This window comes from Sphingomonas olei (assembly GCF_045369765.1).
Classification (GTDB): Bacteria; Pseudomonadota; Alphaproteobacteria; order Sphingomonadales; family Sphingomonadaceae; genus Sphingomonas; species Sphingomonas panaciterrae.
The window spans coordinates 12,908-36,398 of the sequence record NZ_JBIQEU010000012.1 but is presented as its reverse complement, the minus strand read 5'-3'; the positions used below and the strand labels follow the sequence as shown (position 1 = coordinate 36,398).

21 protein-coding genes are annotated in these 23,491 nt (G+C 66.2%); 14 read left to right on the top strand and 7 right to left on the bottom strand.

The features are described from left to right. Window positions 1–52 precede the first annotated feature (52 nt). The 8 genes from ACH0BU_RS12940 to ACH0BU_RS12905 all read left to right on the top strand — a co-directional run bounded on the left by ACH0BU_RS12940 (window position 53) and on the right by ACH0BU_RS12905 (window position 8,709). A complete protein-coding gene (locus ACH0BU_RS12940) occupies window positions 53–1,576 on the top strand; it encodes a fumarate hydratase (RefSeq protein WP_145118643.1) in 1,524 nt (507 codons plus the stop codon). A 28-nt stretch (window positions 1,577–1,604) separates the two neighbouring features. Then, window positions 1,605–2,543, top strand: coding sequence for an alpha/beta hydrolase (locus ACH0BU_RS12935; protein WP_500264152.1), 939 nt, complete (start codon window positions 1,605–1,607; stop codon window positions 2,541–2,543). Window positions 2,544–3,737: 1,194 nt separating this feature from the next. Continuing rightward, window positions 3,738–4,379, top strand: coding sequence for a 5-oxoproline transporter, DUF969 family subunit (locus ACH0BU_RS12930; protein ID WP_314472052.1), 642 nt, complete (start codon window positions 3,738–3,740; stop codon window positions 4,377–4,379). Further along, window positions 4,376–5,278, top strand: a complete 903-nt coding sequence (locus tag ACH0BU_RS12925) for a DUF979 domain-containing protein (protein ID WP_500264151.1) — start codon at window positions 4,376–4,378, stop codon at window positions 5,276–5,278. Before ACH0BU_RS12930 ends, ACH0BU_RS12925 begins: the two co-directional genes overlap by 4 nt. Further along, complete coding sequence (locus tag ACH0BU_RS12920) at window positions 5,275–6,258, top strand: DUF2891 domain-containing protein (protein ID WP_500264150.1); 984 nt, start codon at window positions 5,275–5,277, stop codon at window positions 6,256–6,258. The genes ACH0BU_RS12925 and ACH0BU_RS12920 overlap by 4 nt, the downstream gene beginning before the upstream one ends. Before the next feature lie 52 nt (window positions 6,259–6,310). Continuing rightward, window positions 6,311–7,261: an NAD(P)H-dependent flavin oxidoreductase gene (locus ACH0BU_RS12915; RefSeq protein WP_500264149.1), complete on the top strand. Its 951-nt coding sequence runs from the start codon at window positions 6,311–6,313 to the stop codon at window positions 7,259–7,261. A 13-nt stretch (window positions 7,262–7,274) separates the two neighbouring features. Beyond that, a complete protein-coding gene (locus ACH0BU_RS12910) occupies window positions 7,275–8,066 on the top strand; it encodes an enoyl-CoA hydratase/isomerase family protein (protein ID WP_136452064.1) in 792 nt (263 codons plus the stop codon). A gap of 103 nt (window positions 8,067–8,169) precedes the next feature. Further along, complete coding sequence (locus tag ACH0BU_RS12905; RefSeq protein ID WP_136452063.1) at window positions 8,170–8,709, top strand: thermonuclease family protein; 540 nt, start codon at window positions 8,170–8,172, stop codon at window positions 8,707–8,709. A gap of 18 nt (window positions 8,710–8,727) precedes the next feature. Here the strand turns inward: ACH0BU_RS12905 and ACH0BU_RS12900 are convergent, their stop codons facing one another. Continuing rightward, entirely contained in the window at window positions 8,728–9,006 is a 279-nt protein-coding gene (locus tag ACH0BU_RS12900) for a chorismate mutase (protein WP_046407539.1), read from the bottom strand. Between the two features lie 66 nt (window positions 9,007–9,072). Here ACH0BU_RS12900 and ACH0BU_RS12895 point away from each other — a divergent pair, with 66 nt between their 5' ends. Then, complete coding sequence (locus ACH0BU_RS12895) at window positions 9,073–10,083, top strand: polyprenyl synthetase family protein (RefSeq protein WP_500264148.1); 1,011 nt, start codon at window positions 9,073–9,075, stop codon at window positions 10,081–10,083. A 36-nt stretch (window positions 10,084–10,119) separates the two neighbouring features. Here ACH0BU_RS12895 and ACH0BU_RS12890 read toward each other — a convergent pair whose 3' ends face one another. After that, a complete protein-coding gene (locus tag ACH0BU_RS12890) occupies window positions 10,120–11,151 on the bottom strand; it encodes a cation diffusion facilitator family transporter (RefSeq protein WP_500264147.1) in 1,032 nt (343 codons plus the stop codon). Between the two features lie 96 nt (window positions 11,152–11,247). Between ACH0BU_RS12890 and ACH0BU_RS12885 the strand changes: the two genes are divergently transcribed. Then, a complete protein-coding gene (locus tag ACH0BU_RS12885) occupies window positions 11,248–12,426 on the top strand; it encodes a glycosyltransferase (protein ID WP_500264146.1) in 1,179 nt (392 codons plus the stop codon). A gap of 69 nt (window positions 12,427–12,495) precedes the next feature. Here ACH0BU_RS12885 and ctrA read toward each other — a convergent pair whose 3' ends face one another. From ctrA to ACH0BU_RS12870, 3 genes are all read right to left on the bottom strand, one after another. After that, window positions 12,496–13,194: a response regulator transcription factor CtrA gene (ctrA, locus tag ACH0BU_RS12880; protein WP_301090445.1), complete on the bottom strand. Its 699-nt coding sequence runs from the start codon at window positions 13,192–13,194 to the stop codon at window positions 12,496–12,498. Window positions 13,195–13,289: 95 nt separating this feature from the next. Beyond that, on the bottom strand, window positions 13,290–14,384 hold the full coding sequence (locus ACH0BU_RS12875) for an AI-2E family transporter (RefSeq protein ID WP_046407546.1): 1,095 nt from the start codon (window positions 14,382–14,384) through the stop codon (window positions 13,290–13,292). A gap of 52 nt (window positions 14,385–14,436) precedes the next feature. Continuing rightward, entirely contained in the window at window positions 14,437–15,024 is a 588-nt protein-coding gene (locus ACH0BU_RS12870; protein ID WP_500264145.1) for a cysteine hydrolase family protein, read from the bottom strand. A 366-nt stretch (window positions 15,025–15,390) separates the two neighbouring features. On the opposite strand from ACH0BU_RS12870, the gene ACH0BU_RS12865 reads away from it, so the two are divergent. From ACH0BU_RS12865 to ACH0BU_RS12855, 3 genes are read left to right on the top strand one after another with little or no spacing between them, the layout of a single operon-like run. Continuing rightward, on the top strand, window positions 15,391–16,641 hold the full coding sequence (locus ACH0BU_RS12865) for a lipoprotein-releasing ABC transporter permease subunit (protein WP_500264144.1): 1,251 nt from the start codon (window positions 15,391–15,393) through the stop codon (window positions 16,639–16,641). A 7-nt stretch (window positions 16,642–16,648) separates the two neighbouring features. Further along, on the top strand, window positions 16,649–17,326 hold the full coding sequence (locus ACH0BU_RS12860; RefSeq protein WP_046407547.1) for an ABC transporter ATP-binding protein: 678 nt from the start codon (window positions 16,649–16,651) through the stop codon (window positions 17,324–17,326). Window positions 17,327–17,386: 60 nt separating this feature from the next. Then, window positions 17,387–17,866, top strand: coding sequence for a glutathione peroxidase (locus ACH0BU_RS12855; RefSeq protein ID WP_046407549.1), 480 nt, complete (start codon window positions 17,387–17,389; stop codon window positions 17,864–17,866). Window positions 17,867–17,887: 21 nt separating this feature from the next. On the opposite strand, the gene ACH0BU_RS12850 is transcribed toward ACH0BU_RS12855, so the two are convergent. After that, window positions 17,888–18,517, bottom strand: coding sequence for an HdeD family acid-resistance protein (locus ACH0BU_RS12850; protein ID WP_296221038.1), 630 nt, complete (start codon window positions 18,515–18,517; stop codon window positions 17,888–17,890). Between the two features lie 47 nt (window positions 18,518–18,564). Between ACH0BU_RS12850 and dnaE the strand changes: the two genes are divergently transcribed. Continuing rightward, a complete protein-coding gene (dnaE, locus tag ACH0BU_RS12845; protein ID WP_500264143.1) occupies window positions 18,565–22,071 on the top strand; it encodes a DNA polymerase III subunit alpha in 3,507 nt (1,168 codons plus the stop codon). Window positions 22,072–22,411: 340 nt separating this feature from the next. On the opposite strand, the gene ACH0BU_RS12840 is transcribed toward dnaE, so the two are convergent. Next, window positions 22,412–23,491 (bottom strand): PA0069 family radical SAM protein, encoded by a 1,080-nt coding sequence (locus ACH0BU_RS12840; protein WP_500264142.1) that lies wholly within the window; start codon window positions 23,489–23,491, stop codon window positions 22,412–22,414.

Genomic DNA, 23,491 nt, shown 5'->3' with positions numbered 1-23,491 from the left:
ACAGCGACGCCCCCGTTGCACTCGCCGCCGGCGCGCCATAGTGCACCGCCTCATGACCACGACGATCCGCGCCGCAGACCTGATCGAGAGCGTTGCCGATGCGCTCCAGTTCATCAGTTACTATCACCCGATGGATTACATCCGCGCCTTGGGCGACGCCTATGAGGCGGAGCAGGGCCCTGCCGCGAAGGACGCGATCGCGCAGATCCTGACCAACAGCCGCATGTGCGCGGAAGGCCACCGGCCGATCTGCCAGGACACCGGCATCGTCAACGTGTTCGTCAAATGGGGCATGGACTGCCGCATCGACGACACCAATCGCTCGATGCAGGAAATCGTCGATGAGGGCGTGCGCCGGGCATATCTGAACCCGGAGAACAAGCTGCGCGCCTCCGTCCTCGCCGATCCCGCCTTCACCCGCCGCAACACCAAGGACAACACGCCCTGCGTGCTCCACGTCGAGATGGTGCCGGGCAGCAAGGTTTCGGTCGACGTCGCGGCCAAGGGCGGCGGCAGCGAAAACAAGTCCAAGTTCAAGATGATGAACCCCAGCGACTCGATCGTCGACTGGGTGCTGGAAATGCTGCCGCAGATGGGCGCCGGCTGGTGCCCGCCCGGCATGCTCGGCATCGGGATTGGCGGCACGGCGGAACATTGCGTGCTCCTCGCCAAGAAGGCGCTGATGGAGCCGATCGACATGGGCCCGCTGAAGGCGCGTGGCCCGAAGAACGATATCGAGGCGCTGCGCATCGAGATCTTCGACAAGGTCAACGCGCTCGGCATCGGGGCGCAGGGCCTCGGCGGGCTGTCGACCATCCTCGACGTGAAGATCCTGGACGCGCCGTGCCATGCCGCGGGCAAGCCGGTGGCGATGATCCCGAACTGCGCCGCCACCCGCCACGCGCATTTCACGCTCGACGGCAGCGGCCCGGCGTATCTCGAGACGCCGAAGCTCGATGAGTGGCCCAAGGTGAACTGGACGCCGGACAAGGCCGCGATCCGCGTCGATCTCGACACGCTGACGCCCGAGATGGTTCGCTCGTGGAAGCAGGGCGACCGCCTGCTGCTGAACGGCAAGATGCTGACCGGGCGTGACGCCGCGCACAAGCGGATCAAGGACATGCTCGACGCCGGCGAGGAGCTGCCGGTCGAGTTCAAGGGCCGCGTGATCTATTACGTCGGCCCGGTCGATCCGGTCGGCGAGGAAGTGGTCGGCCCGGCCGGCCCCACGACCGCCACGCGGATGGACAAGTTCACCCGCATGATGCTCGACCAAGGCCTGCTCGCGATGGTCGGCAAGGCCGAGCGCGGGCCCGCAGCGACCGATGCGATCAAGGACGCCAAGAGCGCTTATCTGATGGCGGTCGGCGGTGCGGCCTATCTCGTCGCGCGTGCGATCAAGGGATCGAAGGTCATCGGCTTCGAGGATCTCGGGATGGAAGCGATCTACGAGTTCGAGGTGGAGGACTTCCCGGTCACCGTCGCGGTCGATAGCGAGGGCAACAACGTCCACCAGCTCGCCCCGCTCGTGTGGCGCGAGAAGATCGCCCGCGAAGGCCTGCTCCAGCCGGCATAAGGACGCAGCAGCTACAGGAGACGGCGTCATGAGCACGCGGCATCTGGTCGATCCCGAACTGTTGCCGCTGCTCGACCTGTGGCCCGCCGTCACCATGTCGGCGGAGGTGCTGGAGCAGGCGCGCAGCTGGCCCGCCCCGCCGCCGCCCGCCGACGATGACGGCGTGATGATGGAACGGATCACCGTGCCCGGCCCGGCCGGCGCTCCGGATCTCGGCCTCGTCATCTTCCGCCCGGCCGCGCCGGTGCCGAATGCCGGCGGCATCTGCCACAAGCACGGCGGCGGCTTCGTGCTCGGCACGCCGGAGGGCAGCGCCGCGCGGCTGCGCCCGATGGTCGCCGCGCTTGGCTGCGTCATCGTCTCGGTCGACTATCGCCTCGCGCCGGAGACGCCGTTCCCCGGCCCGATCGAGGATTGCTACGCCGGCCTCGCCTGGACCTTCGCCAATGCCGAGCGGCTCGGCATCGATCCGGCGCGGATCGGCGTGATGGGCGAAAGCGCCGGCGGCGGCCTGGCCGCCGCGCTGGCGCTGCTCGCCCGCGACCGCGTCGACTATCGTCTCGCCTTCCAGCACTTGCTTTATCCGATGATCGACGATCGCACCGGCGTGATCGAAGGCGATCCGCTGACCGGCGAGTTCATCTGGAACCGCGAAAGCAACCGCTTTGGCTGGCAGGCGATGCTTGGCCAAGCGCCGGGCGGCGAGGGCGTCTCACCCTATGCCGCCGCGGCGCGCGCGGCGGACCTCGCCGGCCTGCCGCCCACCTATATCGCGACCGGTTGCCTCGATCTCTTCCGCGACGAAAATATCGCCTACGCCCAGCGCCTCCTCGCCGCTGGCGTGCCGACCGAATTCCATATCTGGCCCGGCGCCATCCACGGCTTCGACGGCGCCCCCGACGCAGCGATCACGCGCGAGGCAAACCAGTCCCGAATTGCCGCGCTGCGTCGGGTGTTAAAACGCTAACTTCCGGGCCTCGGCACCGACCGTGAAGGTCCGCTTCTGGGTGGAAAGCGGTCATCAGAAGATCGCTACGTCCCCACCACCAAGCGCAACGACCGACATGCCTCCGCGCTCCGCCGGTAGGCTGATGTGCCACCCTTCATACCCGCATGAGTTGTTGAATGCATCGAGACGTCGGGCGACGCCATAATGGACCGTGAGGTCGGCCGTCTGACTATCTACAGAGACGCCCGTGATGGAACGTGATCCGATGAGTTCGTTCGCCTTCGCCTCGCCGTCGACTGGCGCTGGGAGGCCAAACTTCTGGCCGTCATCCTCATTCGCGAACTCTATCCGACCATCCGCAACGATCCGCCACGGGACTGGAAGGGTGATACTCCCGCCACCTAACAAATTAACAACCCAGTCGGTCTCTCGGCGACTGATCTCGCACTGACGCCCAACGAGGTATTCATTAAGGCGGGGGAGCCAATCACCATTCATGGATCGGAGATTGGCACCTGCCCCGGATGTCCGCAACTGCAGCGCTTTCTGTCGGTCAGCTTTAGGAAACGCTGCCGAGATCAGGAACGGCAGACAGTGGGTGGAAAGCGGACTCTAGTTAAGAAGCATTCCCGAAGCCTGCACGCGCTTGACAGCGCCAGCCTTGTCTACCGACCAAGCCACGATCCAGCTTTGACCGCCAACACCATCCCACTTCCGCCATTCTGCGCATCGTGAGGACTCGCAACCCAAGGTTGGACCGACCGTGAAGCCCTGCTCACGAAGGCGGTAAACCATGGCCGTCTCAGGCGTCGAGTCGGGGAACGTGGCATCGAGACGCTTCTGAAATGTGGTTAGAGCCGCATCACCTCCCACCCCTTCAAGGCCACGGACCAAGGCAGGCGGCTCTGCGCTACCGCACCCAAGAAGGGTGATAGTCAGGGTCGCCACGACTGCGCGTGAAAGCCGGATCATCAGTGGTGTTTAGCGTTCAGCGCGATGCCCGCAATTGGGGCGCTTCCTGCCGGTCCGCTTTCACGAGCGGTGACGGTTATCAAGCATTGCAGCAACTGATCGGTACGCACCAGTCGCGCCGAACCACTTCGCCGCTTCGGGCTTGTCCCAACCTCGCGGCTGCCGCACAGATCGGCGGATGGTTTCCATGACATGGCGGCGCCCCGGGCGGCGGCGGAGTGACGCGCGGGGCGTGGCCTGATGCTCGTCCTTGCCGGCATCGCGATCATCGCGCTCGGCTTCCTGCTGCGCTTCAATCCGATGCTGGTGATCGCTGCCTCCGCGCTCGTCACGGGACTCGCCGCCGGGATCGATCCACTCGCCATTCTCGCCGCGTTCGGCAAGGCGTTCAACGACACCCGCTACGTCACCGCCATCTATATCGTGCTTCCCGTCATCGGCCTGCTCGAACGCAATGGCCTGCAGGCGCGCGCGCGATCCTTGGTGGGCGGGCTGAAGGGGCTGACGACCGGGCGGCTGCTGATGGCCTATCTCGCCTTCCGCCAGATCACTGCCGCGCTTGGCCTGACCTCCGTGGCGGGGCCGGCGCAGACCGTCCGCCCGCTGATCGCGCCGATGGCGGAGGCTGCGGCGGGGGAGGCGCATGATCCCGAAAAGGTGAAGGCGATGGCCGCCGCCACCGACAATATCGGGCTGTTCTTCGGCGAGGACATCTTCATCGCGATCGGATCGATCCTGTTGATGAAGGGTGTGCTGGAAGGCTACGGCATCTTCGTCGAGCCGCTGCACATGTCCGTCTGGGCGATCCCCACCGCGGTTGCCGCCTTCGCCATCCACGGCACGCGGTTGTGGCTGCTTGATCGCAGGGCGCGGCGCGCATGATCGGGCTGAACTTCGTCTATCTCGTTGCGGGGCTGACGTTCCTCGCCTTCGCGATCCTCTCGTTCAGCGAGCGGCGCTGGGCCAATACCGGCTTCTACGCGCTGGTGGCGACGAGCTTCCTCGTCGGCGACTGGCTGGGCGGCATTGGCAATGGCGTGCTCGTTCTGGCGCTGGTGGCGATCGCCGCGAGCGGGCGGATGAAGCGGCGCGTGCCGACGGGCGAGCCAGCAGCGCGCGGCGCGATGGTGTTCGTGCCCGCATTGGTGATCCCGGCGACGGCGCTGATCGGCACCTTCGTGTTCAAGCAATTCCCCGCAGTGTTCGACGGCCGGCAGGCGACCTTGGTGGCGCTGGCGGCGGGCGTGCTGCTGGCGCTCGCACTTTGCTACGCCTGGCTCCGGCCGGCGCCCGGCGAGCCGTTCCGCGCTGGCCGTGCTTTGATGGACGATATCGGCTGGGCCGCGGTGCTGCCGCAGATGCTCGCGAGCCTCGGCGCTGTGTTTGCGCTGGCGGGTGTCGGCGAGGTGGTCGGCCGGCTCATCGGCGTCGCCATACCCACCGGCAGCGTGCTTGGCGCGGTGCTCGCCTTCGGGCTCGGCATGGCGCTGTTCACGATGGTGATGGGCAATGCCTTTGCCGCCTTCCCGGTGATGGCCGCGGCGGTCGGCATCCCGCTCCTGATCCAGGCCTATGGCGCCGATCCCGCACCGGTTGCGGCGGTCGGCATGCTCGCGGGCTTCTGCGGCACGTTGATGACGCCGATGGCGGCGAACTTCAATCTCGTCCCCGCCGCGCTGCTTGAGTTGAAGGATCGCAACGGCGTGATCCGTGCGCAGGTGCCGACGGCACTGCCGCTGCTCGTGTTCAATGTGCTTTTGTTGTGGTGGATCGTTGCATGACCCTGACGCCCGATGTCGCCGCCGGCTTTGCCCGGCTCACGCTGGGCCATGTCGGGCAGCGTTATCCCTTCAAGCTCGATCAGGTGCTGACTGGGCCGGGGGATCTGCGCGAGCCGCATGAGATTCACCCGATCTTCCACGGCAGCTTCGATTGGCACAGCTGCGTCCATGGCTGGTGGCAGCTGCTGACGATCGCACGGCTGTTCCCCGATCTGCCCGAAGCCGCGCAGATTGGCCGCCGCGCCAACGAGATGCTGGTGCCGGAGAAAGTCGCCGGGGAGCTGGCGGTGCTCACGCGGCCCTACGCAGCCGGGTTCGAACGGCCGTACGGCTGGGCCTGGGCCCTGGCGCTGCATGGCGAGGCGGTGCGGCACGACGCGGCCTGGGGCACGGCGCTGGAGCCACTCGCGCGCGCCTTTGCCGAGCGCTTCCACCAGCATTTGCCCAAGCTCACCTATCCGATCCGCGTCGGCACTCATTTCAACACCGCCTTCGCGCTGACGCTCGCGCGCGACTGGGCGCTCGATCATGATCCCGCGCTGGTGACGCTGATCGACGCGCGCGCGCGCGACTGGTTCGGCGAGGATCGCGGCTGCCAGGCATGGGAGCCGGGCGGCGACGAGTTCCTCTCCTCCGCCCTGTGCGAGGCGCTGCTGATGAGCCGCGTGCTCGGCGACGGCTTCGCGGGCTGGTTCGACGTCTTCCTGCCGGACGCCGTCGCCGGTCGCCCGCAGAGCCTGTTCACGCCCGCCACCGTGTCCGATCGCAGCGACGGGAAGATCGCGCATCTCGACGGGCTGAACCTCAGTCGCGCATGGTGCTGGCGCTCGATCGCAGCCGCGCTGCCGGCGCACCCGATCGCGCCGGTCGCACGCGAAGCGGCGGACGATCACCTCGCCGCCAGCCTGCCGCATCTCGCGGACGATTACATGGGGACGCACTGGCTGGCGACCTTCGCGCTGCTCGCACTCACTGTTTGAAAGGGGCTGGCGCCAAGGCGCTGCTCGTGCGAACCCGATCTTCGAATCGCAATTGCGGGAGAGGGAAATGGCGCTGAAGACGCGCGTCACCGAGATGCTCGGGATCGAGAAGCCGATCATCCAGGCAGCGATGGGCTGGATCGCGCGGTCGCATTTGTCGTCGGCCGTGTCGAACGCCGGCGGGATGGGGATCATCGAGACGTCGTCGGGTGAACTCGACGCGGTGCGCGACGAGATCCTCAAGATGCGGCAACTGACCGACAAGCCGTTTGGCGTGAACGTGGCCCAGGCGTTCGTGCGCGATCCGGGCATCATCCAGTTCGTGATCGATCAGGGCATCCGCTTCGTCACCACCTCCGCCGGGGACCCGATGAAATACACGGCCATGCTGAAGGCGGCGGGCCTCACGGTGTTCCACGTCGTGCCGAGCCTCGCCGGCGCGCTGCGGGCCGTGGAGGCGGGCGTCGACGGCCTGATCGTCGAGGGCGGCGAGGGCGGCGGCTTCAAGAACCCCAAGGACGTGTCCACCATGGTGCTGGTGCCGCAGGTGGTGGAGGCGGTGGACGTGCCTGTCGTTGCCGCGGGTGGGATCATGGACGGGCGCACCATGGCAGCGGCGTTCGCGCTGGGCGCGGAGGGCGTGCTGATGGGCACGCGCATCCTCTCCTCCGCCGAAAGCCCGGTGCACGAGAATTGGAAGACGGCGATCGTCGAGGCGGACTCGACCGACACCGTGTTCCTCAACCGCAGCGGCCCGGGCCCAGCGCTCCGCGCATTGCGTACCGAGCGCACGACCCGGATCGAGAAGGAAGGGACGCCCAACATCTTCGGCGAATTCGCCGACACCCAGGCGGTCTATTTCGGCGGCGACCTGGAGGCGGGCATCGCGCTCACCGGCCAAGTGGCGGGCCGCATCCGCGAGGTGAAGCCGGTCGCGCAGATCTTCGACGAGACGATGGCGGAATATGAAGCGACGGTCGCGCGCCTGCCGCGGTCCGCGTGAGGGGAGAGGAAGAATGAGCGAAGACGTAACCTATGAAGTGTCCGAAGGCGTCGCCACGCTGACGCTGAACCGCCCGGACCGGATGAACACCATTTCCGGCCCGATGCTGGACGAGCTTACCCGCCTGCTGGTGAAGGCGGGCGAGGATCGCGACGTGCGCGTGATCGTGCTGACCGGCACCGGCCGCGCCTTCTGCGCCGGGCTCGATCTCAACGCCGCCTCGAAGGGGGAGGGGATCGGATCTTCGTCGGCCACCTTCGGCGCGACAATCGACCTTCGCAACACGCCCCCCACCGTGCTCCACGCGCTCGACAAGCCGGTGATCGCGGCGCTCAACGGCTCGGCCGCCGGCTATGGCATGGATCTCGCGCTCGGCTGCGACATCCGCGTCATGGCCTCGGAGGCGAAGCTCGCCGCGGCGTTCGTGAAGCGCGGCGTTTTGCCCGAATCGGGTGGCACCTGGTTCCTGCCCCGCATGATCGGCTGGGCCAAGGCAGCGGAGATCGTCTTCACCGGCCGAACGCTGTCGGCGGAGGATTGCCTCAAGGAGCGGCTCGTCAACGAAGTGGTGCCGGCCGATCAGGTCGCCGCGCGCGCGCGTGAGCTCGCGCTGGAGATCGCGGCCAACGCCCCGATGGCGGTGCAGGGCGCCAAGCGGCTGATGCGCATGGGGATGGAAGAAACCTTCGATACCCATGTGCAGCACGTATATCTGCAGCTGCTGCCGCTGTTCCAGAGCCAGGATTTCCGCGAGGGCATGGCAAGCTTCCTCGAAAAGCGTCCGGCAAAGTTCACCGGCAAGTAACGCCCCGGGCGCGGCGCCGCGGTCATCATCCCGCGGCGCCGATCGCCCGCGTTAACGATGATGATTGATCGATCGCTTACCATCGGCGGGCACGAGCGCCCGTATGCGCCACGATCGTTCCTTCCATCGCACCACGCGCCGCGCCGCCAAGCCGATTTCCTTCTGGCCCGCGCCGCGCCGACGGCGGAAGCTGCCGTTTGCGGCCGCACTTGTCCTCGCGATCGCCACTGGCCTTGCCACCGGCGTCTGGTTCGTTCCCGAGCCCGGCACGCCGGCCACCGCTAACACATCAGCGATTCGCCACTTTTCGCTCTGCCATCGCGGCGGCGGCGAGAATTGCGTCGTGGATGGGGACACCATCTGGATCGGCGGCGAAAAGGTGCGCCTTGCCGATATCGACACGCCCGAAACGCACCCGCCGCGCTGTGCCGAGGAGGCGGCGCTCGGCGAGCAGGCAACACGACGATTGCAGGAACTGCTCAACACCGGCCCCGTCACGCTGGCTGACGCCGATCGCCCGACTGATCGTTACGGTCGCCGCCTTGCGATCGTCACGCGTGACGGCCAGTCGCTGGGCGACACGCTGATCGCTGAGGGGCTGGCGCGCCCGTGGGAAGGACGCCGCCGCCCCTGGTGCAGCTGATCGGTTGCGCCCAGAGGCTCAGCCGCGCAGCCGCTCGTGGTGGCGGATCACCTCGTCGATGATGAAACGCAGGAACTTCTCGCTGAACTCGGGGTCCAGCTCGGCTTCCTCCGCCAGCGCGCGGAGTCGTGCGATCTGCGCTTCCTCGCGACCCGGATCAGCCGGGGGCAGCCCCGCCTCCGCCTTGTGACGACCCACCGCTTGCGTCACCTTGAACCGCTCGGCGAGCAGGCAGACGAGCGCCGCATCGATATTGTCGATGCTTTTACGATAACCTCTCAGCACTTCGTCCGTCATTCGCGCCCTCCCATGGCGTTCCCCGCAGTTGCGGCCTTGCCCGCGCGTCCGTAGAGGCTGTCGCAGATGAGCGCCACCGTCCAACGCCTTGCCGGCACCCAGCCGTCGCTAGACCCGATGATTCACCTCGTCGCGGATGACATGCTTCGCGTGAATGACGCGATCCGCAACCGGATGACGTCAGAGATCCCGTTGATCCCCGAACTCGCCGGTCATTTGATCGCCGGTGGGGGCAAACGGATGCGCCCGATGCTGACGCTCGCGAGCGCACGGCTGGTGGGCTATTCGGGAAGCAAGCATCACGGGCTCGCCGCCGCGGTCGAGTTCATCCACACCGCCACGCTGCTGCACGACGATGTCGTCGACGGCTCCGACCTTCGCCGGGGCAAGCGCACGGCGAACACGATCTGGGGCAATCCGGCGAGCGTGCTGGTGGGCGATTTCCTGTTCTCCCGCTCGTTCGAGCTGATGGTGGAATCGGGCAGCCTGCGCGCGCTGAAGATTCTGTCCAACGCCAGCGCCGTGATCGCCGAGGGTGAGGTCAATCAGCTGACCGCGGCACGCCGCGTCGATCTCGCCGAGGACCGTTATCTCGAGATCATCAATGCGAAAACCGCGGCGCTGTTCGCCGCGGCCTGCCGCATCGCTGCAGTCGTGGCTGATCGGCCCGAAGCGGAGGAAACGGCGCTCGACGCTTATGGCCGCAACCTCGGCATCGCGTTCCAGCTGGTCGACGACGCGATCGACTATACGTCGGACGCGGGGACGATGGGCAAGGACGCGGGCGATGATTTCCGCGAGGGCAAGATGACCCTGCCGGTCATCCTCGCCTATGCGCGTGGCGACGCGGAGCAGCGCACCTTTTGGAAGGATGCCGTCGAGGGGCGCCGCGACAGCGACGAGGATTTCGCCCAGGCGATCGCGCTGGTCCAGTCGAGCCACTCGGTGGCCGACACCATGGCGCGCGCCCGCCATTACGGGCAGCAGGCGATCGACGCGATCGCGCCGTTCCCGCCCGGCCCGGCGAAGGACGCGATGATCGAGGCGGTCGAATTCGCGGTGGCGCGCGCCTATTGATCGATGGCGTCGGCGGAGTCTGCGCCCCGCTGGCGATCAGACCGACCCGTGCGGCTCCAGCATGCAGGGGTTCTCTCCGGTTTCGACCTGCAACGTCGCATGGCCGATGTTGAACCGATCGTGCAGCATCTCCTGCGCCTCCGCGAGGAAGGCGTCGCCTGGATGGCCAGCCGGCATCAGCAGATGCGCCGTCAGGACCGGCTCGGTCGTCGACATGGGCCAGATATGCAGGTCATGCACCTGGGATACGCCCGGCAATTCGGCCAGCGCGGCCTGCACCCGGTCATAATCGATCACGCGCGGCACCGCGGCGAGGCTCATCTCCACCGTCTCGCGCAGCAGCCCCCAGGTCTGCCAGAAGATCAGCGCAGCGATGACGATGCTGACGATCGGATCGATCCAGCCGAAGCCGGACAGCCAGATGCCGATCCCCGCGACCACCACGCCGGCCGATACCGCCGCATCGGCGAGCATGTGGAGGTAGGCGCCGCGAATGTTGACGTCGCCCTTGCGCCCGCGCGCGAACAGCCAGGCGGTCAGGCCGTTGATCAGGATGCCGACCGCCGCCACTGCCGAAACCGTCAGGCCCGGTACGGGGGCGGGATCCGCAAAGCGCTGCACCGCCTCCAGCACGATCGCGCCGAGCGCGACGAGCAGCAGCAATGCGTTGGCGAGGGCGGCGAGGATCGTCGATCCCTTCAGCCCATAGGTGAATCGCTTCGATGGCGGGGTACGAGCCAGCGCCGCACCCGCCCAGGCCACGGCGAGGCCTAGAACATCCGACAGATTATGCCCGGCGTCCGCCAGCAGCGCGACTGAGCCCGTCCACAGCCCGGCGCCCGCCTCCGCCACGACATAGACCAGGTTGAGCCCGATCCCGATCGCGAACGCCCGGTCCCAGGAGGCGGGAGGGGCGGGGTGATGATGGTGACCATGGCCATGAGCGTGCCCGTGGTCATGAGCGTGCCCGTGCCCATGCCCATGCCCATGCCCATCATCATGAGAGCCAGCGGCGGCGGAACCGTGGCCGCGCGTGTGTGCGTGGCCGTGATGATGCGCGTGACCCATGGTGCCAATCTAGCAGTGGCTCCCGGACGTGACCAGAACAGGCGCAGTGCACGATTGCCCACGCCGCCTTAACATATAGGCTGTACAGCCAACGCGATGCTTCGTGTCCTGACCCTGTCCAGCCTCTTCCCCGATGAGACGCGCCCCAATTTCGGCGTCTTCGTGGAACGCCAGACGCTGGGGCTGGCCGCCGCAGAGGATGTGACGATGCGGGTCGTCGCGCCGGTCGGCCTGCCGCCGTGGCCGCTGCGCCGCCATCGACATTATCGCGCACCGGCGTCGCTTCCGCGCGCGGAGACGTGGAAGGGCCTGCACGTCGTGCGGCCACGTTTCACGACTTGGCCGGGAACGAAGGGTCGCTTCCATGTCGCGGCGTTAATACGCGCGCTGGCGCCTTTGCTCGACGACATGCGGCGCGACTTCCCGTTCGACGTGATCGATGCTTCCTTCTTCTTCCCCGACGGGCCTGCCGCGCTCGCGATGGGGCGGCGGTATGACGTGCCCGTGTCGATCAAGGCGCGCGGCGCGGACATTCACTTCTGGGGGACTCAGCCTGCCACCCGCGCTTCGGTGCTGGCCGCCGGGCAGGGGGCGGACGGGCTGCTCGCGGTATCTGGCGCGATGCGCGACGACATGGTCGCGCTCGGCATGCCGGGGGACCGGATCCGCGTGCATCATACCGGGGTTGATCTCGAACGGTTTGCGCCGGTCGACCGGGCAGCGGCGAAGGCGAGCATCGGCGTCGATGGGCCGCTCATCGTCTCGGTCGGCGCGCTGATCCCGCGCAAGGGGCATGACATCGTCGTGGAGGCGATGCAGCATGTGCCGGGCGCAACGCTGTTGATCGCCGGGTCGGGGCCGGAGCATGCCGCGCTCGAGGAGGTCGCCCGCCACGCGGGTGTTGCCGCTCGCGTGCGCCTGCTGGGATCGGTGCCGCACGCCGATCTGCCCGCGCTGATCGCGGCGGCGGACGTCATGGCGCTCGCTTCTTCGTCGGAAGGATTGGCCAATGCCTGGGTGGAGGCGCTGGCCTGCGGTACCCCGATCGTGATCACGGCCGCCGGCGGCGCGGGTGAGGTGGTGACGGGCGCCAGCGCCGGGCGGGTCGTCGCGCGAACGCCGGCGGCATTTGCGGCGGGGATCAACGATCTTCTCGCCGCATCCCTGCCTCTGGACGAGGTGCGCGAACATGCGGCGCGGTTCACATGGGCGGCGAACACGGCTGCGTTGCGAGATCACCTGCTGGGGCTAGTGGCGTCCCGGCGCAGGCGCTGACCATCAAGACATAAGAAAAGCCGCGGCGCCCCCCGACGCCGCGGCCTCTTTCCCCACGAATGGGAAGCGTCAGGCGACCTTGGCGGGCGCCTCGTCCAGTTCGCGCAGCACGTAGCCGCGGCCCCAGACCGTCTCGATGTAATTTTCGCCCTCGCACGCCATGCTGAGCTTCTTGCGCAACTTGCAGATGAAGACGTCGATGATCTTGAGTTCGGGCTCGTCCATGCCGCCATAGAGATGGTTGAGGAACATCTCCTTGGTCAGCGTCGTGCCCTTGCGGAGCGACAGCAGCTCCAGCATCGCATATTCCTTGCCCGTCAGGTGGACGCGCGCGCCATCGACCTCGACGGTCTTGGCGTCGAGGTTCACCGAGAGCTTGCCGGTCTTGATGACTGACTGCGAATGGCCCTTGGAGCGGCGGATCACGGCATGGATTCGCGCCACCAGTTCCTCGCGGTGGAACGGCTTGGTCACATAGTCGTCCGCGCCGAAGCCGAAGCTGCGGATCTTGGAATCCATCTCGTTCACGCCCGACAGGATCAGCACCGGCGTCGACACCCGCGCCACGCGCAGCTTTTTCAGCACGTCGTAGCCGTGCATGTCCGGCAGGTTCAGGTCGAGCAGGATGATGTCGTAATCGTAGAGCTTTCCGAGGTCCAAGCCCTCTTCGCCCAGATCCGTCGAATAGACGTTGAACCCCTCGGCAGAGAGCATCAGATCGATGGCCTTGGCGGTCGTCGGCTCGTCCTCGATCAACAGCACGCGCATACGTCATTCCCCCGTTTGCGAGCGTGTGGCGAAGCGACACACCCCAAGCGATCCATTAACCATTCAACATCTGAACGCAAAAGGTAAATAAGACATTAATCCAGCTTTTCCGGCGAGTCGCGTTCATTGCCGGCTGAATCGAACAAGGTGCGATGCCGGCTGCGGGGGATGTCCTCGCCCAGTGTGTCGCGCAGATAGAGGCTGCGGATCAACGTATAGATCACGACCAGCAGCGCGGCCGAAAAGAACAGGCCGAACAATCCGAACACCGCCCCGATCGCCAGCACCGAGAACAAGGTAATCGCCGGAGGGATGGCCACCACGCGGCTGGTGACAAAGGGGGTGATGAAGTTGGTCTGGATCACCCGCACTGCGGCAAAGACACCCAGTGCCCAAAGCACATGGCTGACCGACTGGGTCGCCGCCAGGCCGAGCGCCGGGATCATCGCCGCCACCGGGCCGACATAGGGGATAAACTCGCTCAGCCCCGACAACAGTCCCAGCGCCGCGGCGGACGGCACCTCCAGCCACCACAGACCGAGTCCGACGAGCACCCCCATGCTCGTCATCTGGATCAGTTGCGCGCGCAGCCACAGGCGCAGCGTCGATGCCGTGTCGCCCAGCGCGTCCTCCACGACGGCGCGCTTGGAGGGCGGCATCAGCAGCAGAAAGCCGCGCTCGTACACCTTGGGATCGACCGCGAAGAAGATCGCGCCGACCAGGACCAGGAGCGCGTTGATCGCCAGTTGCCCGGCCCCTTCGGCAAGGCCACCGATGTCCTGCGCCACGCGGCTGCCCGCAAAGGCGGCGCGCACCGCGTCCACCACCTTGGCCCCGACTGGCGAAATCGACAGCTGATCACCGATCTCGTCCAGGATGCCGGGCAGGCGGGTCACCAGCACGTTGACCTGCGTGCGGAACTCCACCCCGAACAGCCAGCCCAGAAAGACGATCAGCGCCAGCACGGTGAGGATCGCAGCGACCAGGGCGGGCCGGGCCGGTACGCGTAGCCGTTCATTGTAGATCTCGGCGATCGCGTGAATGACGATCGCGCCGAGGACCGATCCAAAGGCGAGGATCAGCAGATCCCCGATGAAGTACAGCGTGGCTGCCAGCGCTATGACGCCAAGCGTCAGGAACAGGCGGCGAATGAAACGCGCGTCGTCGTCATCGGGGGATAGCCGGCTCATGCACTGCAAAGTCTGGCAGCAGCGGCCCGGTTCCGCCAGCCGGCCCGATTGGTCAGCGGCGACCGCCCGGCTGCACCTTGGGTTCGCTGGCAAGCCATTGCGCGAGCGACAGCTCGCTGGTGGGGCGAGTCTCGGCGCTCATCCCGTTTTCCATCATCTCCAGCGCCCAATGCGCGCGCTCCTCATGCTGCGAGGCGACCGCGTTGCGCGGAACCCACAGGTCATATTCGCGCATGTGCGCGTCGGCGGCGGTGAAAAGGACGCAGATATCCGCCGCCACGCCGATCAGGACGAGCCGCGACACGCCCAGCCGCGGCAGCAGGGCGGGCAGCGTGGTGGCGTAAAAGCCGGAGGATTCGGGCTTGATGACGAAGTAATCGTCGGGTTGCGGCCTCAACTGGTCGAGCAGGTCGCCGCCCTTGCTGTCCGCGACATGCGCGATCAGTTGATGCGGTTCATCGTGCCAGCGGCCATAATTATCATTGACGAAGATGACGGGGACCTTTGCTTCGGCCGCCTGGCGCCGAAGCGAGGTAACCGGTTCCATCATTTCGGCAACAGCGTGCTTCAGTGCGTCTCCGCCATTGAAATCAAAGGTATTCAGTAGGTCGATGGCCAGGATGGCGGCGTTGCTGCTCATGTCGTTCACCGTAACCGCGGTACCATGGCGAACAACGATATAGATCAGGATAAGTTGATTTTATCTGCAGCGATCACGCGCGGATCTCTCAAAAGGAAAACGCCCGGATCGTTTCCGATCCGGGCGCCTGCGTGACGATTGCTCGTCAGCCCCCTTGTGCTACCGCCCGCGCGCCTCAACTGGGAGGCGGGGCAGAAAGCTTCCCCGAACCACGGCCTTTGCCTGTGTGCCAGTGGCTCGTTGCTACGTGCTCCTTGGTGGCGCGTCCACGAAAATGAACCGCAGCTAAACAGATTGATCGGGGCGTGTGATGATTCCGCAACAGCAACATTGCCAGTGCCGGTCCGCGCCGATACAGCGCGGGACATGATCCTGTCGCGCTACGAACGAATGATCGCGCGGCGCTATCTGCTTCCCGGGCGCGGTGAACGCTTCATTGTCCTCGTGGCTGGGTTCAGCCTGGGCGCGGTGATGCTGGGTGTCGCGGCGCTCGTGATCGTGATGAGCGTCATGAATGGCTTTCGGGCCGAACTTTTCGACAAGATTGTCGGCTTGAACGGCCATGCGGTGGTGCAGGGCGTCGGCGGACGATTGACCGACTGGCGGGAGGTCATCCGGGAGGCTGATGCGACCCCAGGGATCGTCAGCGCCGTGCCGCTGGTCGAGCAGCCGTTGATGTCGACCTATAACGGGCGCGTCGAGGCTGTCCTGGTACGCGGGATGCGCGTTCAGGACATCCGCTCCAACACGACGATCGGCAGCAAGGTCATCACGGGCACGCTCAGCTCGCTCACGCCTGGTGCGGGGCGCGTCGCGATCGGATCGCGGCTGGCGGAATCGCTCGGCGCCACGGTGGGGTCGGAGATCACGCTGATCAACCCGGCGGGCCAGACAACCCCGTTCGGCACCGTGCCGCGCTATGTCAATTACACCGTGTCGGCGGTGTTCGAGATCGGCGTGTACGATTTCGACAAGGCCTATGTGATCATGCCGATGGATGATGCGCAGACGCTGCTGCTGCTCGGCGACGCGGTGGGGATGATCGAGCTGGAAACGGTCGACGCCGATCGGGTCGGGCAGATCCTGGCGCCGCTGGCGGAGAAGGTCAGCCGCTTCGCCGTGATCAGCGATTGGCGCCAGATGAATGCCCAATTGTTCGAGGCGCTGGCGGTGGAGCGGATCGCGATGTTCGTGGTGCTGTGCATCATCATCCTGGTCGCGGCGTTCAACATCGCCTCCTCGCTGATCATGCTGGTGCGCGCGAAGACCCGCGACATTGCCATCCTGCGCACGATGGGCGCGACACGCGGCGCGATGATGCGCATCTTCATGACCGTGGGCGTGACGATCGGTGCGCTTGGCATCATCGCGGGCCTGGTCCTGGGCGCGTTGTTCCTGTTCTATCGTCAGGCGGTGGTGAACTTCGTGCAGTTCGTCACGGACCAGGAATTGTGGGATCCATCGATCCGCTACCTTACCGAATTGCCGTCAAAGCCCGACCCGGTGGAGATTGTCGCCATCGTGCTGATCACGGCGCTGATGACGCTGCTTGCCACCGTCTATCCAGCGTACAAGGCGGCAAGCACCGATCCTGTCCAGGTGCTGCGTTATGAGTGATGGGCCGATGACCGCCGTTCTGCAAACCGAGGGGTTGTCGCGCAGCTTCACCCAGGGCGGTGAGACGATCGAGGTGCTTCGCGGCGTCAACCTGGCGGTCGCGCCGGGGGAGATCGTCGCGCTGCTCGGGCCCTCCGGTTCGGGCAAGTCCACGCTGCTGCAGGCGGTCGGACTGCTCGAGGGTGGCTTCGACGGGTCGATCCGCATTGCCGGCGAGGAGGCCGCACGGCTCGACGCCAACGGGCGCACGCAGGTGCGGCGCGACCGGTTGGGCTTCGTCTACCAGTTTCATCACCTGCTGCCCGATTTCAACGCGGTCGAGAATGTCGTCCTGCCGCAGCTTATCCATGGTGCCACGACGGAGGCTGCGAACGATCGTGCCGCTGCGCTGCTGACTGCGCTGGGGCTCGGCCACCGCCTGACGCACCGTCCCAGCCAATTGTCGGGCGGCGAGCAGCAGCGCGTCGCGGTGGCGCGCGCGCTGGCCAACCGCCCGGCGCTGATCCTCGCTGACGAGCCGACCGGCAATCTCGACGAACATACCGCCGATCGCGTGCTGGGCGAATTCCTGCGGCTGGTTCGCGAGGAAGGATCGGCGGCGCTGATTGCGACCCATAATGAACGGCTGGCCGGCCGGATGGACCGTGTCGTGCGGCTGCACGAAGGGGTGATCGAGCCTGCTTGAGTCGCGCCGTATTGAGAGACGCTGCCCGGGCAAACCGGCGGTGAACAGGGAGTGGGGCTGATGACTGCGATCACCGATTTCGAGGTGAAGACCGCTGAGGGTGGCATGGCGTCGCTGGCCGATTACCGTGGCAAGGTGCTGCTGATCGTCAACACGGCCTCCAAATGCGGCTTCACCCCGCAATATGAGGGGCTGGAGGCGCTGCATCGCGACTATGCGGCGCGCGGGTTCGAGGTGCTGGCCTTTCCCTGCAACCAGTTCGGCGCGCAGGAGCCGGGCGATGCCGCGGAGATCGCCAACTTCTGCTCACTCACCTATGACGTGACCTTCCCCGTGTTCGCGAAGATCGAGGTCAACGGCCCCAACGCCGATCCCCTGTTCGAGCGGCTGAAGGCGGAGGCGCCCGGCGTGCTCGGCTCCAAGGCGATCAAGTGGAATTTCACCAAGTTCCTGGTCGATCGCGACGGGGCGGTGGTGCATCGTTATGCGCCCACCACCAAGCCGGAGGACATTCGGCGCGATATCGAGAAGCTGCTCTGACGCGGCGCTTCGCTCGGCTCTTTACCCGGGAAAGGTGAAGGCCGACGCGTTGCTGCGGTGATCGATGCCGGCCATGATCGCGGTGATCCCGCCGAGCAGGAAGCTGATCCCCAGGATGAACCCGGGCAGCGTCAGCGCCGACATGGGCACCGTCGCCACGATCAGCATGGCCAGCAGGATGTTGACGATCCCCAGCGCGATCATCAGCCAGCGTTGCCGCCGCACGCGAACGCCGAACACGATCTCCATCACGCCGCGCACCATCAGCCAGGCGGCGACCACCACGGTCAGTGAAATGGCGCCGGTCAGCGGCTGCACCACCATGATGCCACCTGCGACGAGCGACAGCAGGCCCAGCAGGATCGAATAGACCCGGCTGTCCGATCCCGTGCCGCGTATGCCGGCGATCAGCGAGAACACGCCCGAGACGATGAAGGCGAAGGCGATCACCATCGTCGCGGCGAGTGTCGCCGGGAAGGGCCAGACAAGGGCGGAAATGCCCAGCAGGGTGGACACCACGCCATAGGCGACGAGCCAGCCCCAGCCGCCCCCCACTCTGCCAGTATTGCCAAGGAACGTTTCGCGTTGCCGAGTGTCGGTCATGGCTGGATGCTCCTGATCCTGCGCGTCGATGAAAGCGCACAGTGCCATCTGCGGTTCCGCTGGTCGAATCAGGACAATTACGGTAGCCTCAGGCGATGCCGCATTCCGGGTTCGTTCCGCTTCGCATCTTCTCCTCCTACACCATGCTCGACGGGGCGATCGAGCCGAAGGAAATTGCCAAGCGGGCCGCCAAGCGCGGCTTCCCCGCCGCCGCGCTCACCGATCGCAACGGGCTGTACGCGGCCATGGCCTTTTCCGACGCGGCCTTTGGAGAGGGCGTGCAGCCGGTCATCGGCACCATGCTAGGCGTGGCGCGCCCGGACCTGCCGGAGGGCGTGGCGCCGATGGTCGATTGGCTGGCGCTCTATGCCCAAAACGAGCGCGGTTACGACAATCTTTGTGAACTTGTGAGCCGCGCCCACCTCGATCGCCCCATCGATCTGGCGCCGCACGTCGACTTGGCGACGCTCGCGCGCTTCACCGACGGCCTGATCGCGCTGACCGCTGGCGGCGAGGGAGCGCTGGCGCGGCTGTTCGCCGAGGATCAGCCGGCACGTGCACTCGCCTATGCCGACCAGCTGGCCGCGCTGTTCGGCGACCGGCTGTATGTCGAGATCAGCCGGCGCGGCAATGAGGTGGAGGAGCGCGCCGAGGCGGCGCTGATCGACCTTGCTTATGACAAGGACCTGCCACTCGTCGCCACCAACCCATGCTGCTTCGCCGAGCAGGGGTTCGGGCCGGCGCATGACGCCATGTTGTGCATCGCCCATTCGACCTATGTCGAAAGCGAGGATCGTCCGCGCAGTTCGCCCGACGCCTGGATGAAGCCGGCGGAGGAGATGAAGGCGCTGTTCGCCGATCTGCCCGAGGCGATCGCAAATACGCTGGTGGTGGCGCAGCGCTGCGCCGTCGCGGCGCCCAAGCGCAAGCCGATCCTCCCCAGCCTCGCCGGCGACCGCGAGGGCGAGGCGGCGATGCTGCGCGAACGGTCGCACGCCGGCCTCGACGCGCGCCTGAAGCGAATCGCGGAATTGGCCACCGAACCGCTCGAGGACGGGTGGCAGGAGAGTTACCGCAAGCGGCTCGACTTCGAGCTCGACGTCATCATTCAGATGGGGTTTCCGGGCTATTTCCTGATCGTTGCCGACTTCATCCAATGGGCAAAGTCGAACGACATTCCCGTGGGTCCTGGGCGCGGTTCGGGCGCAGGCTCGGTTGTCGCCTGGGCGCTGACGATCACCGATCTTGATCCGCTTCAGCTCGGGCTGCTGTTCGAACGTTTCCTCAACCCGGAACGCGTCTCGATGCCGGACTTCGACATCGATTTCTGCGAAACGCGGCGCGGCGAAGTGATCCGCTACGTGCAGGAGAAGTACGGCCGCGATCAGGTGGCGCAGATCATCACCTTCGGTAAGCTGAAGGCGCGCGCCGTGCTGAAGGACACCGGCCGCGTGCTGCAGATGAGCTATGGCCAGGTCGATCGCCTCGCCAAGCTGGTCCCCAACCATCCGACCGATCCCTGGACGCTGAAGCGGGCGATCGACGGGGTGGCGGAACTGCACCGGGAATATGCCAACGACAATCAGGTCCGCCACCTGCTGGACTTGGCGATGCAGCTTGAGGGATTGCCGCGACATTCGTCGACGCACGCCGCGGGTGTGGTGATCGGCGACCGCCCCCTCTCGCAGCTGGTGCCGCTCTACCGCGATCCGCGATCGGACATGCCGGTCACCCAGTTTGACATGAAATATGTCGAGGGCGCGGGGCTGGTAAAGTTCGACTTCCTAGGCCTGAAGACCTTGTCGGTGCTGAAGCGCGCGGTGCAATTGCTTCAGAAGCGCGGCATCCATGTCGATCTGGATGCGCTGTCCTGGGATGACGAGGCGGTCTACGCGCTGCTGCAGAAGGGCGACACCGTCGGTGTGTTCCAGCTCGAATCGGAAGGGATGCGGCGCACGCTGTCGGCCGTCCGACCGACGAACTTCGGCGACATCATCGCGCTCGTGTCGCTCTACCGCCCGGGCCCGATGGACAACATCCCGTCCTTCGGCCGACGCAAGCAGGGCACGGAGGCGATCGACTATCCGCATCCGCTGCTGGAGCCGATCCTGGCCGAAACCTACGGGATCTTCGTCTATCAGGAACAGGTCATGCAGGCCGCGCAGGTGCTGGCCGGTTACTCGCTCGGCGGCGCCGATCTGCTGCGCCGCGCCATGGGCAAGAAGATCAAGGCGGAGATGGACGCGCAGCGCGCGACCTTCGTCGAAGGCTGCGCAAACCACAACCAGATCCCCGCGGACCGCGCGAACGCCCTGTTCGACTTGATCGACAAGTTTGCCGGCTATGGCTTCAACAAGAGTCACGCGGCGGCCTACGCCCTGCTCGCGTACCAGACGGCGTGGCTGAAGGCGCATTACCCGCACGAATTCTTCGCCGCGTCGATGGCGTATGACATCCATCAGACCGACAAGCTGGCGATCTTCTGTGACGATATGCGCCGGATGCAGGTGAGGGTGCTGCCGCCTGACATCAACCACAGTCAGGCGGACTTCGACGTGGAGGTGGATGAGGATGGGCCGGCGGTGCGCTACGCGCTCGCCGCGCTGAAATCCGTTGGCGAAGGCGCGATGGAGCGACTGGTCGCGGAGCGTGATGCGGGCGGCGCGTTCACCCGGCTGGACGACCTGGCGCACCGCGTCGATCCGCGGCTGATCAACAAGCGGCAGCTGGAAACGCTCGCCGCCGCGGGCGCGTTTGACGCGATCGAACCCAACCGTGCCGGTGTTCACGCGGTTGCGGAGACGATCCTTGCGGTCGCGGCGCGCACCCACGACGCGCGGATCAGCGGGCAGGGTGGGTTGTTCGGCGATGCCGAGCCTGCCGGAGATGCGATCAAGCTGCCCACGTCAGCCCGCTGGAGCATGTCGGAACGGATGGAGCAGGAGAAGGAAGCGTTCGGCTTCTACTTCTCGGCGCATCCCGTCGACCGGCACGCCCATCTGGCGAAATCGCACGGTGCGCGGCTCTATACCGCGCTGGCGGAACTGGCGATCCCGGATGATGGCACCCGCGCGGGCGCGACCATGGCGGTACTGGTCGAGGACGCGCGGTGGCGAACGTCGGCGCGCGGGAAGCGCTATCTGATGGCGACGCTGAGCGACCAGAGCGGCCAGTTCGTTGCGACCTGCTTCGACGATGCGGTGGCGGCCGATCTTGAAGAGGCAGCGCGGGCGGGGGGCTGTGGCCTTGCCACGGTCGAGCTTGACCGGCGACCGGGCGAGGAAACACCGCGGGTGACGGTGAAGCGGCTGCAGCCATTCGAGACGCTCGCTTCGCAGGCCCGGTTTGTCGTTGAAGTTGCGGTAACCTCCGCGGCTGCCTTGCCCGCCTTGGCCGCCGTGCTGGAACATCAACGCGGCGCCCGCGGCGAAGTGCTCCTGCGCGCGCCCGTCGGCGAGGCTGCGGTCAGTGGCGAGGCGACGGTGCTGCTCGGGCGGGACTTTCTTCTCGATCTTGAACTCGTGCACAGGATCGAGGAACTGCCAGGCGTCAGCACCGTGACATTGCGCCAATCCGAAACCCGGCTCTCGCTGGTCGGCTGATGTCCCTCCCCGCGCTCCTCCTCGCCGCTGGCGGCGGGGAACTGCCAGGGGAGGGGCGGTAAGCGGGACCCAGCCGGTCTGCTCGCTGTTCCAACCAACCCCGCTCGAGGCAATGCCGGAGATCAGTCCCGACCGGCCGAACATGACCGAGAGTTCATATACGGTCGATCCGGGGCATGTTCATGAGCGCGGCGGAATATGCGCTAGCCCGTGATCGGAGCCGCACACTCGACATCCCCCGTGGAGCTGCGGCTTGGGGTTGCGGATCGGTTCAGCGGGGATCCCAACCGGGCAAAAATTTTCGTGAGCGCCTCCATGCGGTTCTGATCGGTGGCGACGCTCAGCCGAACAAATCGCCCTGGGCGCCCGGTGGTGGTCGGAACAGGTCGGTCCTGAGCCCAAGGCGCTCGGCGCGACGGACGATGCCGTGCCGCCGCCGCGCGATGTCGAAGCGCGTGCGGAGGAGGTCTGCCCACGGACCTTGCCCTCGCATTCGTGAGAAGAATGCGGGGTCATTGTCCCTGCCACCACGCAGCGAGGCGATCGTCGCCATCACCTTGGCCGCGCGATCGGGGAAGTGTTCGTCGAGCCACGCGCGGAACAGCGGAGCGACCTCCCAAGGCAGTCGCACGGGGATGAACGACACATCCAGCGCGCCAGCCGCTGCGGCACGCGCGACGATCGTCTCCACCTCATGATCGGTGATGGCGGGGATAACGGGGGCCATGTTGACGTAGGTGGGAATGCCTGCGGTGGTCAGCTTCGTGACCGCGGCGAGGCGGCGTTCGGGATGCGGCGCACGAGGTTCGATCGTCATGGCGATCCGTGGATCGAGCGAAGTGACGGAGATGGCGACGCTGACCAGATTGCGCTCGGCCATCGGGGCGAGCAGGTCGATGTCGCGCACCACGCGGTCAGATTTGGTCGTGATTACAAGCGGATGGCTGCAGGCCGAAAGCACCTCGATGATGCCGCGCATGATCTGCCAGTGCGCCTCGATCGGCTGATAGGGATCGGTGTTGGTGCCCAGCGCAATGGGGGCGCAGCGGTAGGAGGGTTTGGCAAGTTCCTCGCGCAGCAGGCGGGGTGCGTCAGGTTTGGCGAAGAGTCTCGTCTCGAAATCGAGACCGGGCGATAGATCATGGAAGGTATGGGTGGGACGGGCGAAACAATAGATGCAGCCGTGTTCGCAGCCGACATAGGGATTGATGCTGCGATCGAACGGGATATCGGGGCTTTTATTGTGTGAAATGATCGTCTTGGCCGACAGTTGCTGGACGGTGGTGCGGACGGGTGGGGGCGGGCCGTCGATCATGTCGCGCATGTCGAGCCAGTCGCCGTCGGCCTCTCGCGCGGCGAGGTTGAAGCGATCGCTGACCGGGTTGATGGTCGCGCCGCGATGGGGGCGTGGTTTGCGCAT

Bases quoted from the DNA above. Each gene is read 5' to 3' on its own strand.
- ACH0BU_RS12905 (WP_136452063.1), top strand. From the start codon at position 8,170: ATGCGCCACGATCGTTCCTTCCATCGCACCACGCGCCGCGCCGCCAAG.
- ACH0BU_RS12925 (WP_500264151.1), top strand. From the start codon at position 4,376: ATGATCGGGCTGAACTTCGTCTATCTCGTTGCGGGGCTGACGTTCCTC.
- ACH0BU_RS12890 (WP_500264147.1), bottom strand. From the start codon at position 11,151: ATGGGTCACGCGCATCATCACGGCCACGCACACACGCGCGGCCACGGT.
- ctrA (WP_301090445.1), bottom strand. From the start codon at position 13,194: ATGCGCGTGCTGTTGATCGAGGACGAGCCGACGACCGCCAAGGCCATC.
- ACH0BU_RS12920 (WP_500264150.1), top strand. From the start codon at position 5,275: ATGACCCTGACGCCCGATGTCGCCGCCGGCTTTGCCCGGCTCACGCTG.
- ACH0BU_RS12870 (WP_500264145.1), bottom strand. From the start codon at position 15,024: ATGAGCAGCAACGCCGCCATCCTGGCCATCGACCTACTGAATACCTTT.
- dnaE (WP_500264143.1), top strand. From the start codon at position 18,565: ATGCCGCATTCCGGGTTCGTTCCGCTTCGCATCTTCTCCTCCTACACC.
- ACH0BU_RS12850 (WP_296221038.1), bottom strand. From the start codon at position 18,517: ATGGCACTGTGCGCTTTCATCGACGCGCAGGATCAGGAGCATCCAGCC.
- ACH0BU_RS12875 (WP_046407546.1), bottom strand. From the start codon at position 14,384: ATGAGCCGGCTATCCCCCGATGACGACGACGCGCGTTTCATTCGCCGC.
- ACH0BU_RS12895 (WP_500264148.1), top strand. From the start codon at position 9,073: ATGAGCGCCACCGTCCAACGCCTTGCCGGCACCCAGCCGTCGCTAGAC.
- ACH0BU_RS12860 (WP_046407547.1), top strand. From the start codon at position 16,649: ATGACCGCCGTTCTGCAAACCGAGGGGTTGTCGCGCAGCTTCACCCAG.
- ACH0BU_RS12935 (WP_500264152.1), top strand. From the start codon at position 1,605: ATGAGCACGCGGCATCTGGTCGATCCCGAACTGTTGCCGCTGCTCGAC.
- ACH0BU_RS12910 (WP_136452064.1), top strand. From the start codon at position 7,275: ATGAGCGAAGACGTAACCTATGAAGTGTCCGAAGGCGTCGCCACGCTG.
- ACH0BU_RS12840 (WP_500264142.1), bottom strand. From the start codon at position 23,491: ATGCGCAAACCACGCCCCCATCGCGGCGCGACCATCAACCCGGTCAGC.
- ACH0BU_RS12885 (WP_500264146.1), top strand. From the start codon at position 11,248: ATGCTTCGTGTCCTGACCCTGTCCAGCCTCTTCCCCGATGAGACGCGC.
- ACH0BU_RS12855 (WP_046407549.1), top strand. From the start codon at position 17,387: ATGACTGCGATCACCGATTTCGAGGTGAAGACCGCTGAGGGTGGCATG.
- ACH0BU_RS12930 (WP_314472052.1), top strand. From the start codon at position 3,738: ATGCTCGTCCTTGCCGGCATCGCGATCATCGCGCTCGGCTTCCTGCTG.
- ACH0BU_RS12940 (WP_145118643.1), top strand. From the start codon at position 53: ATGACCACGACGATCCGCGCCGCAGACCTGATCGAGAGCGTTGCCGAT.
- ACH0BU_RS12900 (WP_046407539.1), bottom strand. From the start codon at position 9,006: ATGACGGACGAAGTGCTGAGAGGTTATCGTAAAAGCATCGACAATATC.
- ACH0BU_RS12865 (WP_500264144.1), top strand. From the start codon at position 15,391: ATGATCCTGTCGCGCTACGAACGAATGATCGCGCGGCGCTATCTGCTT.